Consider the following 14,958-nt stretch of genomic DNA (forward strand, 5'->3'; position numbering starts at 1 on the left):
ATGTTGAAGTTTAGCCCAGCAAGCGGCGGGCGATGACCTGCGCCTGGATTTCTGCGGCCCCTTCGAAGATGTTCAGGATGCGCGCGTCACACAGAACGCGCGAGATCTTGTATTCGAGCGCAAAGCCGTTACCGCCGTGGATTTGCAGACCGTTGTCGGCAGCCGCCCAAGCCACGCGGGCGCCCAGGAGTTTCGCCATACCTGCCTCAAGATCGCAGCGGCGGTCGTGGTCTTTTTCCCAGGCCGAGAAATACGTCAACTGACGCGCAACCATGATCTCAACCGCCATCATCGCCAGCTTGCCTGACACACGGGGGAAGTTGATCAGCGACTTGCCGAACTGTTTGCGGTCTTGTGCGTATTGCATCGCGATGTCCAAAGCGCATTGTGCCACGCCGATGGCACGGGCGGCAGTCTGGATGCGGGCCGACTCGAACGTTTGCATCAGCTGTTTGAAGCCTTTGCCTTCTTCGCCGCCCAGCAAGTTCTCGCCCTTGACCTTGAAGCCGTCGAAACCCAGTTCGTATTCCTTCATGCCGCGATAGCCCAGAACCTCGATCTCGCCGCCGGTCATGCCCGGTGTCGGGAAGGGGTTTTCGTCGGTGCCCGGCGTCTTTTCCGCCAGGAACATCGACAGGCCACGGTGGTCGGTGGTGTTTGGGTCGGTGCGCGCAAGCATGGTCATTACGTGGGTGCGCGCGGCGTGGGTGATCCAAGTCTTGTTGCCGGTAACCTCGTAGTCGCCATCAGCATTTTTGACCGCACGGGTGCGCAGCGAGCCCAAGTCCGAGCCTGTGTTGGGTTCGGTGAAGACAGCGGTGGGCAGGATTTCCGCGCTGGCAATCTTGGGCAGCCAGTTGGCTTTCTGTTCATCAGTGCCGCCGGCCATGATCAACTCGGCTGCGATTTCCGAACGGGTGCCTAGAGAGCCCACGCCAATGTAACCGCGCGACAACTCTTCGGAGACGACGCACATGGAGGCCTTGGACAGGCCAAAGCCGCCGAACTCTTCAGGGATGGTCAGGCCAAAGACGCCCATATCGGCCAGTTCATTGATGATCTCGAGCGGAATCAGCTCATCCTTGAGGTGCCAATCGTGCGCTTCGGGTTCGACTTTTTCCTGCGCATAGCGGCGGAACTGATCACGGATCATCTCCAGCTCTTCATCCAGGCCGGAGGCTCCGAACATGGTCGAGCCTGCCTGCTCTTCCATCAGCTCAACAAGGCGCGAACGGGCGGCTTGGCTGTTGGCAGAGGACATCAGTGACTGCACTTCAGCGCATTGGAAACCCGACAGCGCGTCCCAACCCAGCCCCATGTCCTGTAGGCGCACGACTTCGGTCTGGTTCATCGGGATGCCACCTGCGATCTGGTGCAGGTATTCACCAAACGCGATCTGATGCAGTAGCTGCTCCATCTCGCCAAAGTTGCCGTTGGTTTGCAGCGCTTCGGCCCAACGTTGCATTTGTTGCAGCGAATTCTGATAAGTCGCCAACCATGCCAGGCCATGTGCAGCAGTCTGGTTGGCCTCGATCAGTGCGCCCGAGATCTTGCCATCGGCGCTTACCATATCGCGAACCGAAGCACGGGCGGCGTCGAACACGGCGTTGACCGGGGCAATCGCCGCGCCGGTCAGCGTCAGAAGGTCGGGCAAAATCACGGGGTTCGTCATCGTCGTCATATCCTGTCCGTCATGGGCCATGAATCACATCCTTTGTTCTTGGCTTGGTCATATCATTTTGCACGTGCAGCGCAACATAAATACGCAGAAACGCTGCGTATGGTTCATTTATTGCGTAATGATTTTTGCAGTGCAGCGACGGATCAGAGTGATATTGGTGGGATATGATGACCCTGATTTCGATCCTCAGCCCGATGGAATGGGCCTTGGCCTTTGGCGTGCTGTTCATTGCGGGATTGATCAAGGGTATGGTGGGTTTTGCCATGCCAATGATCTCCATCTCGGGGTTGAGTATGGTTCTGCCACCCGATTGGGCTTTGGCTGGGTTGATTATTCCAACGCTCGTGACCAACGGGATGCAGTCGTTCGGGCAGGGCGTGCGGGCTGCCATCACATCTGTGCGACGGTTTCGGGTGTTTTTGGGTGTGGGATTGGTCTTTCTGCTGATCGGCTCGCAACTGGTGACGCGCGTCGACCCTGACACGTTTCTGTTGCTGATTGCTGTTCCGGTGGCGTTGTTTGCGATGGTGCAGCTGTTGGGGTGGCAGTTCACGCTGTCTGTCCCATCGATGCGGATCGAGGCTGCGACAGGTGCGGTCGCTGGATTTGTGGGCGGTATGGCCGGCGTCTGGGGGCCGCCCACGGTGGCTTACTTGACTGCTCTCAATACACCCAAGACAGATCAGATGCGAGTGCAAGGCGTGATCTATGGCCTAGGGGCCATCGCGCTTGTTGTGGCGCATGTGACCTCGGGCATCTTGCGAAGCGAGACGCTGGTCTTCTCGCTTGCGCTGGTGGCGCCGGGCGTGATGGGCATGTGGGCCGGGGGGCTGCTGCAGGATCGGATTGATCAGGCCATGTTTCGCCGGATCACCCTGATCGTGCTATTGGTGGCTGCATTGAACTTGTTGCGTCGCGCGCTCATGGGATGAGCGTTAGAGAATTGGAAGGCGCGCCCTGATTTCCCGGTCCTGATCTGCGGTCAGGTAGTCCGGATGATGCTCGTCCAAAATGGCCTGCGCCTTGCTGCGCGCCACCGACCGAGCATCTGGTGCACCTTTGTCCTCCCAAGCTTTGGGCGTGTCGCGGTCGGCGATCCGAGGATAGAAATAGTCTCGCTCCATTGCAGACAAAGTATGTGTTCCCCCCAGAAAATGCCCTTCGCCCAGAATCGCTTCGCAAATCGCATCAAATCCAAGGTTCTCGGGCGTCACTTCGACCCCCCGCAGGGCGCGGTAAGTGTGGGCGTGCATCTCATCATCCAGAACAAAGGCCTCGAAGCTGACTCCGAGAAGAGAGGCCATCATGCCCGAGCTTTCGTAGATCAGGTTACCGCCGGCCAATGCAGCGGCCATGGATGTCATGGCTTTCTCTACGCCGTATTGCGCATCCACCGCCTTGGCGTCTGTCATGGATGCTGCCACGCCCGACGGCAGGCCCAGCCAGTTCGAAAGTTGCGCAGAGGCGGCGTTGAGTACGGCAATCTCCCCACCACCGCCGGAAAACGCGCCCGTGCGCAGGTCGATGACAAGGGGCCAGTTCGAAAACACCATCGGATGTCCCGGTTTTATGGCTTGGACCATCACGAGGCTCGCCAGAGTTTCCGCCAGCGATTGCGCCAAAAACCCGGCAAGGGTGGCGGGTGCTGTTGCTCCGGCCTGGGCCGCGGTGATGCACGAGACGGGAATATTGTGTTCAAGACAGGCAAACGTGACGTCGACCGCATCCTCGGCATAGCGCATGGGGGAAATGACGGGCGAGATGTGTGTTTTCAGGAACGGTCGCTGCGAGAAGGCGCCAGGACCACCTGCGACGATGTCCAGCATGTCGACGATAGGGCGGACGTGTTCGGCAATGGTAAATGCGGTGGCGACAGGCTTGGTGGTGTTCCTGAGCAGCGTGTAAGCGGTGTTCACATCCAGTTCGAATGTGTCTTCGATATCTGTGGCGATGCAGCAGCGGGTGAACCAGCTGATGTTGGTCAGGCGGTCTTGCAGTCGGGTGAAATCGCGCAGGTCCTGCAGGGTTGAGGCGCGGTACTGGCCGCTGTGAAGGTCCAGTGTCTGCACGGCTGCGCCGCCGGTGCCAAAATGGACATGTTGCCCGCCCACCTCGATGCTGCGGGACGGGTCGCGCCCATGAAGAGGAAACTGACGCGGGGCTGCCGCCATGGCCGAGCGGACCAGTGTTTCCGGCATTTGAATGCGATTTCCTGACCGCGTTGCACCGGCCTTGACCAGAGCGTGCGCCAGCCGGTCTGGCGTCTCGCCCATGCCAAGCTCGGCCAGCAGACGCAGGGCCGTGTCGAAAATCGCAGTCATGTCTGCTTCGGACAGGGGCTTGTATTGCCCACCAATCTGCCCGGGCGGGCACGGGTTTACTTTCGGCGGGGCTGCGCGCTGTGCGTGGCGTTCCTTGCGTCCCGATCGACGTGTTCGGCTTGATTTTGGCGATGTCACGTGTGGTGCCTCGTATTCATGTTACGGGAACTAGACACGAGCCGAGGGGCATGGCTCAAGCGCCGCGACCCGGTTGCGGTTTCGTCAAATCAAGTTTTCAGATCTTGGAATGTTGCGCATAGAGCACGAGGGTTAATTCGCCGCTTTTGGCGACCCAGGAGCCCCAAGCGGAACCGCGCCGAGCGACTAGCGAGGCGCTCGGCCCAAGGCCGCTGGCGGTGCTGGCAAAGCCAAGATCGCCCGGGTGCGGGGGCGCCCCCGTCCATTTGGAATTCAGTTGCCTGAGGAGTTTCGGCGCATGTAGCGGAAAATGTAAAGCAACCCCAGCATAAGGAAGAACAGACCAAAAATATCGCCGATCAGATAGGCCACGTATTCGACCGTTTCGCTTCCAAAGGCCATGTTGGTTAACAGCGCCATCAGCACTGATGTCACGATGCCGACGCCCATGACGCAGGGCCAGCAGGGTGTTTTTCCCGGTTGTGGTCGAATATCCTGTCCAACAAAGGCCAATGCCATGAACACTGCAGGCGCCACTGTGACGGCGATAGCAATTGCAATAAGTCTGCTGGGCAGGAACACGTCCATCCCACCGACGTACAAAAACACCAAAAACACACCTGGCAGCAGCGCCGGAATGGCCCGCCAGCCCAATAGCCACGCAGTCAGAACGCGAATGCCATGAGGCAGGAACAACAGGCTCGCCCGGCTGGGGAACTCGGGAAAGAACATGCTCTGCAACGGCGTCACAACCTCGAACACAACCAGAAAAGCTGCGAGGTAAAGACCAGATGCTACAAGCGTTTCCTTAGCCAGCGTACGCACGAGTGGGTCCGCTGGACTGTTTTGTCAGATTAGATTCTCGGTCCATTAACCGTGTATTGCCCTCTGTTCACCGAATTGCAGTGCGACAGGTACCCTTTGTTGACCAGGGACTTCAGCGCACGAAAAAACGTAGGGCGGGAAACGGTTTGGAGTAGGGTGTGTTCGATCAAACCAACGGTTCGCACCCCATTTCCATTCTCTGACAGCTCGTTGGCGGCATAGTAAATGTCACGTTCAACCGGTGTAAGGTCTTGTAATCCCAGCGAACGCTCCATGCTGAGCATGAGTTTTCTGAGTTCCGCCAGTTTTGAAAGTTCACACATATGTTCAGTTGCCTGTTCAGTGACCTGTTGATCTATAGTGCCATGCAGTTGCGATATCATCGCAGCCAAAAGTTACTGATTTCCGTAGGTATCACATTGACACATGGAATCAATGGCGTAGGCTGCATAGCGTTAGGCTGCTTTTTTGTGAGTGGTGGCAGCCAAAAGATCCTTTCATTGCGTTGCCCGGTGCCGTCAGGTGCCGGGTTTTTTCTGACAAAAGAGTTTAGCGAAGCTTGATTGATCAGGCAATCAATAAGGGATCACAATTTGTGCATGCCCAATAAAAAAGGCCCCATACTTTTTGATGGGGCCTTGGTGTCTTCAGCTTAAGAGACGAACGGGTTTCAACCGATCGCAACCGCTTTCACATCATCGTCGATGTAGGGGATGTACTGCTCGAAGTTGTCGGCAAACATCTGCGCCAGCTTGGCGGCCTGCTTGTCAAACGCGCCTTGATCATCCCAGGTGCGGCGCGGATCCAGAAGAACCTCGGCCACGCCGGGCACAGTCACAGGCACGTCAAAGCCAAAGTTGGCGTCCTTGCGGAACTCGGCCTCGGCCAGCGAGCCGTCCAGCGCCGCGGTCAGCAGGGCGCGGGTGGCGCGAATCGGCATGCGCGAGCCTACGCCGTGTGCACCACCGGTCCAGCCGGTGTTAACCAGCCAGCAGGTCGCGCCGTGCTGGGCGATCTTTTCACGCAGCAGGTTGCCGTAGACTTCGGGGCGACGCGGCATGAAGGGGGCGCCAAAGCAGGTCGAGAACGTCGGCTGTGGCTCGGTCACGCCACGCTCGGTGCCCGCAACCTTGGACGTGAAGCCCGACAGGAAGTGATACATCGCCTGCGCCGGTGTCAGGCGCGCGATCGGAGGCAGAACACCAAATGCGTCACAGGTCAGCATGATGATGTTCTTGGGATGACCACCCATGGCCGAGGCCGACGCGTTCGAGATGTACTCGAGCGGGTATGCGCAGCGCATGTTTGCGGTCAGGCTGTCGTCATCGAAGTCCAGTTCCTTGGTCTCTTCGTCGAAGATCATGTTTTCGATCACGGTGCCGAATTTGGACGTGGTCGCATAGATCTCGGGCTCGGCTTCGGCGCTCAGGTTGATGGTCTTGGCATAACAGCCACCCTCAAAATTGAAGGTGCCGCGGTCCGACCAGCCGTGCTCGTCGTCACCGATCAGGGTGCGCGAGGGATCTGCCGACAGGGTGGTCTTGCCGGTGCCGGAAAGGCCAAAGAACACGGCCGCGTCGACCGGGTTGCCGATGGCATGGTTGGCCGAGCAGTGCATCGGCATGACGCCTTTTTCGGGCAGCATGTAGTTCAGCAGGGTAAAGACGGACTTTTTGTTTTCGCCCGCATACTCGGTGCCGCCGATCAGAATGACCTTTTTGTCAAAGTTCAGCGCGATCACGGTTTCCGAGTTGCAGTTGTGCTTGGCCGGGTCCGCTTTGAAGCTTGGGCAGTTGATGACAGTGAAATCCGACACGAAGTCATCAAGGTCCTCGCGCGCCGGTCGGCGCAGCAGGTGGCGGATGAACAGGTTGTGCCAGGCAAGTTCGGTCACCATGCGCACGTTAATCGAATAAGCCGGGTCGGAACCACCAACCAGATCCTGCACGAAATAGTCCTTGCCCTTCATGTGCTCGAGCATGTCGGCATAAAGGGCATCGAACCCTTCGGGGCTCATCGCGGCGTTGTTGTCCCACCAGATGGTGTCCTTGACGCTCTCGGTCTTGACAACGTGCTTGTCCTTGGGCGAACGGCCAGTGAATTTGCCGGTGGTCACCAGAAACGCGCCGCCATTGCCCAGCGTACCTTCGTCGCGCTTGAGGGCTGCTTCGATCAGCGCCGGTTCCATGAAGTTGTAATAGACATTGCCCAGACCCTCGATGCCCTGATCTTCGAGGCGGAATTGCGGGTTAACCCGTCCAGATGTCATGCTTTAATTCTCCTGTGTCGGCGCGCGGCGCTTGAAACCGATCTGTCACCGTTGGGGCTTTTGGTCCGGCCTGATCGCCGGTGAGGCGGGTCTTAACATGACGGTTTGGGACATGAACAGGACGCTTTGGCGCAGTTAGCGCAACCAAGGCAATGTTTAGCGCAACCATCTTTTTTAAGCTGCTTTGACGGGCACTTATTCATTCCCGAGTAAGGTTTTTTTGCCTCAATGCTTGGGAAAGAAGGGCTCGAATCGCAGTTATGGATTGATTCGCCCCCCTAAAAGAGCGATGAATGGGAAAAAAATAAGGCAGAATTGAGCAGCATAGGGACACATTCAGATGTCAAAAATTGCTTTGGTGGACGACGACAGGAACATCCTGACGTCGGTTTCCATGACTCTCGAAGCCGAAGGATTCGAAGTCGAAACATATAATGACGGCCAGGCCGCACTGGATGCATTTAACAAAAAGCTGCCTGACATGGCGGTGCTGGATATAAAGATGCCGCGCATGGATGGCATGGATCTGTTGCAGCGTCTGCGGCAGAAAACTCAGATGCCGGTGATCTTTCTGACGTCCAAGGACGATGAGATAGACGAGGTATTGGGCCTGCGGATGGGGGCGGATGACTACGTCAAGAAACCCTTTTCTCAGCGTCTGCTGGTTGAACGCATCCGCGCATTGCTGCGCCGACAAGATGCTGTTGCGGGTGATGCCGCTGGAACGACCACGGGTGAGACCAAGGTCATGGAACGCGGCCATCTGCGTATGGACCCGTTGCGCCATGCCGTCAGTTGGAAGGGCAAGGATGTTTCGCTTACGGTGACAGAGTTCTTGCTTTTGCAAGCGCTGGCGCAGCGTCCAGGCTTCGTCAAAAGCCGCGATCAGCTGATGGATGTCGCCTATGACGATCAGGTCTATGTCGACGACCGGACTATCGATAGCCACATCAAACGCCTGCGCAAGAAGATGCGCAGCGCGGATGAAGACTTTGCGGCGATTGAGACGCTGTACGGGATCGGCTACAGATATAACGAAGAGTAACGGACCGGACCGGTTCAATCCGAAAGGGATGTCGTGCGCGATACCGGCACATCTCAGGGCGACAGCAGCGGGGACGTAGTGCTGGGCGACGATTGGGTCGCTCCGCAAAGTACCGTTTCCAAAGAGCTGCGGGTCAAGCGGGCCCATCGAAGCTTGTTTTCGCTTCGAGGGTCTCCGCTGACGCGTAAGATCATCACGTTCAACCTGATTGCCCTCATCATTCTGGTTGCTGGGATTCTGTACCTCAGTGACTCACGCGACAGTCTGATCACTCAAAGAGCCGGGGCGCTGGTGGGCGAAACCCGGTTGGTTGCAGACGTTTTCGAAGCACAAATGCCTGAAGGGAGCCCGGTCAACCTGGCAACCGGAGACGGTATTGACGCAACCGAAACGCTAAACGGGTTAAGCCTGCGAGCGGGTGTTGAAGTTTACGTGTACGACAGTGCCAACACACTGATTGCGCACGGAACCGGTAATGAAGGCCCCGGATCCTTGTCCAGCCGCGCGGGCAAGAACGACGGGACAACGTTCATCAGTGACACGTTGGCGGCTCTTTGGGGTGCGGTATCCAGCCCATTTTCAACACCTGTGCAGCAAACTGCTGCGGACCTTGAAACCGAGTTGCAAAAACTTGTGCCGTTGGCCCTGTCCGGCGGGACACAGGTTGAAATCCTGCAGAACGTAGCAGGCGGGCGCGTCTTTGCGACAGCGACTCCGATCGTGCAAAACGGCAACCCGGTGGGTGTGGTTGCGATGGCAAGCCCGTCGGGTGAGATTGACATGCTTGCCAAACGCGAGCGTGAACGTGTGTATCAGATGTTCATCGTCGCGCTGTTGGTGTCCGTGGGTCTTAGCCTGGTACTGGCGTCGACGATTGCAAATCCCTTGGCGGACCTTGCTGAGGCGGCCGAGTTGGGTCGCGATCGCAACGCACGCAGGATGAACCCTGGTCGCATTCGTATCCCCGACCTTTCAGCCCGTCCGGACGAGATCGGCCGACTGAGCCGCGCGCTCCGTGGCATGGTCTCGGCGCTGTATACGCGCATTGACGGCAATGAGCAGTTTGCGGCCGACGTGGCTCATGAAATCAAAAACCCGCTGGCAAGCCTGCAGTCCGCTGTTGGTACGCTGCGGATGGTCAAGCGTGATGATCAGCGCGAAAAGCTGATGGAAGTGATCGAGCATGATGTGCGTCGGCTTGATCGTCTGGTCAGCGATATTTCCAATGCCTCGCGTCTGGACGCAGAATTGGTCAAAGAGGATGAAACCCCGTTTGACCTGTTGGACATGTTGGGCAACCTGAACCAATACTTGGGAGAGGATGCGCGCGGCAAAGGGATTGATTACATTACCGATCTGCCGCCAGAACCCATTGTTATTCACGGGCTTGAGGCGCGATTGGCGCAGGTCTTTGTAAACTTGATCACCAACGCGATTTCGTTTTGCGAAGATGGGGATGCCATCCGCGTCTGGGCAAGAAAACGGTCCAACCGGGTTCTGATCGTGGTCGAAGATACTGGTCCCGGTATCCCGGATCAGGCCCTGAGCAAGATTTTCAAACGGTTCTACTCTCAACGCCCTGAAGAGCACTTTGGAAACAACTCGGGCCTTGGCCTGGCGATCTCGAAGCAGATCGTCGAGGCGCATGGCGGTGTAATTTGGGCTGAAAACATTCGCCCGACTGAGGCTGACGTGACTTCGGATCCCCTTGGCGCTCGCTTCGTCGTGGGACTCCCGGTTTGATCCATGCCGTGCGGCGCTAGTGATCAGTCGTCAACTTCAACCATCATGCATGCAAGTTGTGTTTCGCTGTCTGGGCGGGGCTTGTTGATCAAGGGCGCTTCTGGCAGCGGAAAATCTGCGTTGGCGTTGCAGATGTTGGCCTATGGTTGCGACCTGGTTGCCGATGATCGAGTGGTCGTTTCCGTCGGTGAGGGGCAATTGATGGCCAACGCACCAACGGCTTTGCCCAGTTTGATTGAGGCGCGAGGCCTTGGCCTGCTTCCTGTTGTGCTGAGTGGTTCTGCTAGGCTCGTAGCTGTTGTCGATATGGATATCTTGGCAACAGACCGTTTGCCCAAAAAACGTGATTTTTCGCTATTTGGGCTGACCTTCCCCTTGTTTCACAGGGTGGACGGACCCCATTTTGCAGCTGCATTGGTCCAGATGCTGAAACAGGGTTGGCATGATCCGGAATGACTGAGGAAGCGAAAAAAGCGAGACAATTGGTCCTGGTTACAGGGCCGTCGGGCGCAGGCCGCACAACTGCGATCCGCGTGCTCGAAGACTTGGAGTTTGAGGCGATCGACAACCTGCCGATGGGAATGGTGACGCGCCTAGTCGAAGCATCGACCTCTGAGCGGCCGCTTGCGCTTGGGATTGATACGCGCAACCGAGATTTCACGACCGCAGGCTTGCTGGATCTTGTCAAACTTCTGCATGGGATGCCTGAAACCGATGCGTCAATCTTGTATCTGGATTGCCGGGTCAAGGTTCTGTTGCAGCGCTTTTCCGAAACACGGCGCAGGCACCCGATGGCACCCGAAGACCGGCCAGAAGTGGGTATTCGAAGGGAATTGGATCTGCTGAGCGCAGTGCGTGACACTGCTGATGTCCTGATCGATACCTCTGATCTCAACATCCACCAACTTCGGGATGAAGTGGAACGTTGGTTTGCTCCCGAAGGGGGGCGGCAGTTGGCCGTATCAGTGCAGTCTTTCGCTTACAGAAGGGGCCTGCCTGCTGGTGTGGACATGGTTTTGGATTGCAGGTTCCTGTCCAACCCGTACTGGAATTCGGATCTGCGCGCAAAGGACGGGCGCGATGTGGCCGTGGCAGAGCACGTGCGCAAGGATGAGCGGTTTGAACCCTTCCTGAAGCGGGCGTTGGATTTGATCGCATTTTTGATCCCGGCCTTCCAGGATGAGGGCAAGGCGCATCTGTCGATCGCCTTTGGTTGTACTGGGGGGCAGCATCGTTCGGTTTTGTTGGCTGAAACCACGGCGAAGGCCCTTGCGGAGCAGGGCCTACAGGTGTCAATTAGGCACCGCGAAATGGAACGCCGCAGAGGCGATTGAGAGGCCGGATTGATCGGGATAGTGATCGTAGCACATGGGGGGCTGGCCAGAGAATATCTGGCCGCCATGGAACATGTGGTCGGACAGCAAGCAGGTATGCGCGCCATCTCGATCGAAGCAGATCATGATCGAGAGACCAAACAGCAGGAAATCTGTGCTGCCGCCGATGCGGTAGACTGTGGCGATGGCGTCGTGATGGTGACGGATCTGTTTGGCGGTTCCCCTTCCAATTTGAGCCTGCGGGCCTGCGCACCGTCGGATCGCCGTATCCTTTACGGGGCCAACCTGCCGATGCTGATCAAACTGGCCAAGAGCCGTCATCTGCCCATTGGGGACGCTGTGCGCGGCGCCATGGAAGCAGGCAAAAAATACATCAACATGCGCAACGTTGCGCCGGACTAGCATATTTGGTTTCACATGATTAATCGGACTTTGAAAATCGAAAACGAAAAAGGCCTGCATGCCCGGGCATCGGCCAAGCTGGTCGAGGTGGTCGAAGGCTTTGACGCCTCGGCCGAAGTGTCAAAAGACGGCCTGTCAGCCTCGGGCGACAGTATCATGGGGCTTTTGATGTTGGCAGCATCCCGCGGAACAACTATTGACGTCGAGACGTCTGGCCCGGATGCTGAGGCGTTGGCAGATGCGCTCGAAGCTCTGGTCGCTGATAAGTTCGGCGAAGGGTTCTGAGAGCCGCTGTCCGTGGAGGACACACCGGAACAGAAAGACGTGCACGTGGCAGAGATCACCCAAAGCGAAAAAACGGGTGCCGTATCCGAAGCTGATGATGCAGCGGGCGAGATTTATGATCGTCGAACGCTGACTTATGCCAACTCATTTGATGACGCATGGACGTCGACGGCGATCAAGACCATCGAATGGTTAACCGGCAAGATCACGATCCTGCGCATGGTCAATCGGTTTGAGAAGCAAAACGAACGTTACCGTGGGCAAAAGTTCTGGCGCGGCGCGTTGAACATCATGGGGATCGACCTTCAGACCCCGCAAGAGCAATTGGCCAACATCCCCGAGAGTGGGGCGGTTGTGGTGGTGGCGAACCACCCGCATGGCATGGTTGATGGTATGATCCTTGCCGATCTTATCGGCAATGTGCGGCAGGACTATCGCATTCTCACCCGATCGGTGCTGACCGGACTGGACGAGGCAGCGACCTCTTTCATGATTCCGGTGCCGTTTCCGCATGATCCGGACGCGCAGGCCAAGATGGTTGAAATGCGCGCCAAGGCCATGGGGCATTTGAAAGAAGGCGGCGTTGTCGCGCTCTTTCCGTCGGGTGTGGTGATGTCGTCGGACACGATGTTTGGCCCTGCAATCGAGCGGGAGTGGAATGTCTTTACGGCAAAGATGATCCGCCGCTCAGGGGCCAAAGTGGTGCCGATCTATTTTCCGGGCTGCAATTCGCGCTGGTACCTGATGGCGAACCGGATGTCGGCGATCCTGCGGCAGGGGCTGCTTTTGCATGAGATCGTACGCTCGTGCAACAAGCCGCAGGCGCCTGTTGTGGGTGCACCAGTCTCGGACAAGGATATGGAACTGCTGGAAAGCAATCCACGCGGGTTCATGGCGTGGCTACGCGAGCATACGCTGAACCTTGGCAAAAAATAATCCCATGCTGCCCTAGCGGGTCGGGACCGGGACGTCTCCGCGATAATCATAGAACCCGCGTTGGGTCTTGCGACCCAACCAGCCGGCTTCGACGTATTTGGTCAGCAGAGGGCAGGGGCGGTATTTGGTATCGGCCAAACCTTCGTGCAGCACGTTCATGATCGCCAGGCAGGTGTCCAGTCCAATGAAGTCCGCCAGTTCAAGCGGCCCCATGGGATGGTTCGCGCCCAGCTTCATCGACTGGTCGATGGATTGCACGTTCCCGACACCTTCATAGAGCGTGTATACGGCTTCGTTGATCATCGGCATCAAGATGCGGTTCACGATGAAGGCGGGAAAGTCTTCGGCGCTGGCCGCAGTTTTGCCCAGACGGTCGACGACGGCCTTGCAGGCGGCATAGGTTTCTTCATCGGTGGCAATGCCGCGGATCAATTCGACCAATTGCATCACTGGCACGGGGTTCATGAAGTGGAACCCCATGAAACGCTCGGGTCGGTCAGTGCGGCTGGCCAGACGTGTAATCGAGATCGACGACGTATTTGACGTCAGGATCGTATGCGGGAGCAAATGTGCCTGCAATTCGTCAAAGATCGCCTGCTTGATGTTCTCGCGCTCGGTGGCAGCTTCGATCACCAGGTCGGTCTGGCCAAGTTCGGGCAGATGCAGAGTGGTCTGGATTCGGGCCATTGCGGCCTCGACATCCTGATCCGAGATCTTGCCGCGTGAGGCTTGGCGAGACAAGTTGCCGCGAACGGTGTTCAGGGCCGCGTCCAGCGCGTCCTGGCTAATGTCGCTCAGCAAAACATCATATCCCGACAAGGCCATGACATGGGCGATGCCGTTGCCCATTTGACCTGCTCCGACGACGCCGACCTTTTGGATGCTCATCTGTTTTGTGCCTTTTTCTCCGCGCTAAGGCGACCTTATGCGCAGCGCGGGGGCGGCGGCAAGAGGCGGTGGCGTGAACAAATTGCTTCAAATCCGCACATTAGGGGAATCGCAACGCTTGGGGCCGAAAACTGAGATCGGGTGACAAAACACTTTGGTGGGTGACATGAGTTATGAAATGCAGGGCGCATATGCGCCTGACCATCTGACGTGTCGATATGGGGATTCGAAACTGCACTTTCGCGGACCAAAGCGGTCCCTGGGGGCGCCGTATGTGGCTTGTATCGGCGGAACCGAAACCTATGGCCGGTTTGTATCTGATCCGTTTCCGGCCTTGCTAGAACGTCGGTTGGGCGGGGCTTGCGTGAACTTCGGCAGCGTCAACAGCGGGCTGGATTCAATACTGAACGATCCTGAGTTGATGCGTTTGGCGCGTGAGGCTGAAGCCTGCATCGTTCAACTGCCGGGGGCTCAGAACCTGTCGAACCGGCTGTACCGGGTGCATCCCCGACGCAATGATCGTTTCCTTGAGGCGTCCAAGCTGTTGAAGGCGCTTTATGATGAGGTGGACTTTACCGAATTTCACTTCAACAAGCACCTATTGGGCCGACTGCTTGAGATTTCGCCAAGCCGGTTTGAAACCGTGCGCGAGGAACTGCGACAAGCCTGGAGGGCACGCATGCAATCCTTGGTCGAGGCGATCGACGGGCAGGTGTTGCTTCTGTGGCTGCGCTATGTCCAGCCTGAGGACGGCAAGGCACCCTTGGGCGCGGAGCCATTGATGGTCACATCGGACATGGTGGACAGCTTACGAGGGGCCGTCGCCTCAGTGATCGAGCTTCCGGTCAAGATGGCGGGTGAATCAGATGAGCTTGGGGATATGATCTTTGGGACGATGCAAGAACCCGCTGCAGAGCACATGATTGGGCCTGCCACGCATCAGATTATCGCGGACCATGTGCATCGCGCGCTTCGGGATTTGGACTGAAGCAAAAGGCCCGCCGGTGGCGGGCCTTTTGTGTTTCTTTCTGGGCCGGTGGCTTAGCCGAGTTTTTCGGTCAGCTCGGGCACAGCGGCAAAAAGGTCTGCGA

The 14,958-nt window shown here is 57.5% G+C and carries 14 protein-coding genes; 9 read left to right on the plus strand and 5 right to left on the minus strand.

Annotation, left to right across the window (positions count from 1 at the left end):
- Positions 1-10: 10 nt before the first annotated feature.
- Entirely contained in the window at positions 11-1,702 is a 1,692-nt protein-coding gene (locus tag TRM7615_RS17980; RefSeq protein WP_108790036.1) for an acyl-CoA dehydrogenase family protein, read from the minus strand.
- A gap of 143 nt (positions 1,703-1,845) precedes the next feature.
- Here TRM7615_RS17980 and TRM7615_RS17985 point away from each other — a divergent pair, with 143 nt between their 5' ends.
- Entirely contained in the window at positions 1,846-2,613 is a 768-nt protein-coding gene (locus TRM7615_RS17985) for a sulfite exporter TauE/SafE family protein (RefSeq protein WP_108790038.1), read from the plus strand.
- Between the two features lie 3 nt (positions 2,614-2,616).
- Here TRM7615_RS17985 and TRM7615_RS17990 read toward each other — a convergent pair whose 3' ends face one another.
- The 3 genes from TRM7615_RS17990 to TRM7615_RS18005 form a co-directional block, all read right to left on the minus strand.
- Positions 2,617-4,140, minus strand: coding sequence for a trimethylamine methyltransferase family protein (locus tag TRM7615_RS17990; RefSeq protein ID WP_108790040.1), 1,524 nt, complete (start codon positions 4,138-4,140; stop codon positions 2,617-2,619).
- A 273-nt stretch (positions 4,141-4,413) separates the two neighbouring features.
- A complete protein-coding gene (locus TRM7615_RS17995; RefSeq protein ID WP_235824130.1) occupies positions 4,414-4,965 on the minus strand; it encodes a hypothetical protein in 552 nt (183 codons plus the stop codon).
- 670 nt (positions 4,966-5,635) lie between these two features.
- Entirely contained in the window at positions 5,636-7,234 is a 1,599-nt protein-coding gene (locus TRM7615_RS18005) for a phosphoenolpyruvate carboxykinase (protein ID WP_108790042.1), read from the minus strand.
- A 340-nt stretch (positions 7,235-7,574) separates the two neighbouring features.
- Here TRM7615_RS18005 and TRM7615_RS18010 point away from each other — a divergent pair, with 340 nt between their 5' ends.
- The 7 genes from TRM7615_RS18010 (at position 7,575) to TRM7615_RS18040 (ending at position 12,979) form a co-directional block, all read left to right on the plus strand.
- Entirely contained in the window at positions 7,575-8,279 is a 705-nt protein-coding gene (locus TRM7615_RS18010) for a response regulator transcription factor (protein WP_108790044.1), read from the plus strand.
- A gap of 33 nt (positions 8,280-8,312) precedes the next feature.
- Positions 8,313-10,022, plus strand: coding sequence for a sensor histidine kinase (locus TRM7615_RS18015; protein ID WP_108790046.1), 1,710 nt, complete (start codon positions 8,313-8,315; stop codon positions 10,020-10,022).
- A gap of 84 nt (positions 10,023-10,106) precedes the next feature.
- Positions 10,107-10,478: an HPr kinase/phosphorylase gene (locus TRM7615_RS18020; RefSeq protein ID WP_235824131.1), complete on the plus strand. Its 372-nt coding sequence runs from the start codon at positions 10,107-10,109 to the stop codon at positions 10,476-10,478.
- Complete coding sequence (rapZ, locus tag TRM7615_RS18025) at positions 10,475-11,356, plus strand: RNase adapter RapZ (RefSeq protein WP_108790050.1); 882 nt, start codon at positions 10,475-10,477, stop codon at positions 11,354-11,356. The genes TRM7615_RS18020 and rapZ overlap by 4 nt, the downstream gene beginning before the upstream one ends.
- A 9-nt stretch (positions 11,357-11,365) precedes the next feature.
- A complete protein-coding gene (locus TRM7615_RS18030; RefSeq protein WP_108790052.1) occupies positions 11,366-11,758 on the plus strand; it encodes a PTS sugar transporter subunit IIA in 393 nt (130 codons plus the stop codon).
- Positions 11,759-11,773: 15 nt separating this feature from the next.
- Complete coding sequence (locus TRM7615_RS18035) at positions 11,774-12,043, plus strand: HPr family phosphocarrier protein (RefSeq protein WP_108790054.1); 270 nt, start codon at positions 11,774-11,776, stop codon at positions 12,041-12,043.
- Positions 12,044-12,088: 45 nt separating this feature from the next.
- Positions 12,089-12,979 (plus strand): lysophospholipid acyltransferase family protein, encoded by an 891-nt coding sequence (locus TRM7615_RS18040; RefSeq protein WP_108790125.1) that lies wholly within the window; start codon positions 12,089-12,091, stop codon positions 12,977-12,979.
- A 12-nt stretch (positions 12,980-12,991) separates the two neighbouring features.
- Here TRM7615_RS18040 and TRM7615_RS18045 read toward each other — a convergent pair whose 3' ends face one another.
- A complete protein-coding gene (locus tag TRM7615_RS18045; RefSeq protein WP_108790056.1) occupies positions 12,992-13,867 on the minus strand; it encodes a 3-hydroxybutyryl-CoA dehydrogenase in 876 nt (291 codons plus the stop codon).
- Positions 13,868-14,033: 166 nt separating this feature from the next.
- Here TRM7615_RS18045 and TRM7615_RS18050 point away from each other — a divergent pair, with 166 nt between their 5' ends.
- Positions 14,034-14,855 (plus strand): DUF6473 family protein, encoded by an 822-nt coding sequence (locus TRM7615_RS18050; protein WP_108790058.1) that lies wholly within the window; start codon positions 14,034-14,036, stop codon positions 14,853-14,855.
- The last annotated feature ends 103 nt before the right edge of the window (positions 14,856-14,958 follow it).

Origin of the sequence: Falsiruegeria mediterranea M17 (assembly GCF_900302455.1) — a bacterium.
Classification (GTDB): Bacteria; Pseudomonadota; Alphaproteobacteria; order Rhodobacterales; family Rhodobacteraceae; genus Falsiruegeria; species Falsiruegeria mediterranea.

Coding starts and splice junctions, on each gene's coding strand:
- TRM7615_RS18045 (WP_108790056.1), bottom strand. CDS start 13,867: ATGAGCATCCAAAAGGTCGGCGTCGTCGGAGCAGGTCAAATGGGCAAC.
- TRM7615_RS18050 (WP_108790058.1), top strand. CDS start 14,034: ATGAGTTATGAAATGCAGGGCGCATATGCGCCTGACCATCTGACGTGT.
- TRM7615_RS17980 (WP_108790036.1), bottom strand. CDS start 1,702: ATGGCCCATGACGGACAGGATATGACGACGATGACGAACCCCGTGATT.
- TRM7615_RS18035 (WP_108790054.1), top strand. CDS start 11,774: ATGATTAATCGGACTTTGAAAATCGAAAACGAAAAAGGCCTGCATGCC.
- TRM7615_RS18010 (WP_108790044.1), top strand. CDS start 7,575: ATGTCAAAAATTGCTTTGGTGGACGACGACAGGAACATCCTGACGTCG.
- rapZ (WP_108790050.1), top strand. CDS start 10,475: ATGACTGAGGAAGCGAAAAAAGCGAGACAATTGGTCCTGGTTACAGGG.
- TRM7615_RS17985 (WP_108790038.1), top strand. CDS start 1,846: ATGATGACCCTGATTTCGATCCTCAGCCCGATGGAATGGGCCTTGGCC.
- TRM7615_RS18005 (WP_108790042.1), bottom strand. CDS start 7,234: ATGACATCTGGACGGGTTAACCCGCAATTCCGCCTCGAAGATCAGGGC.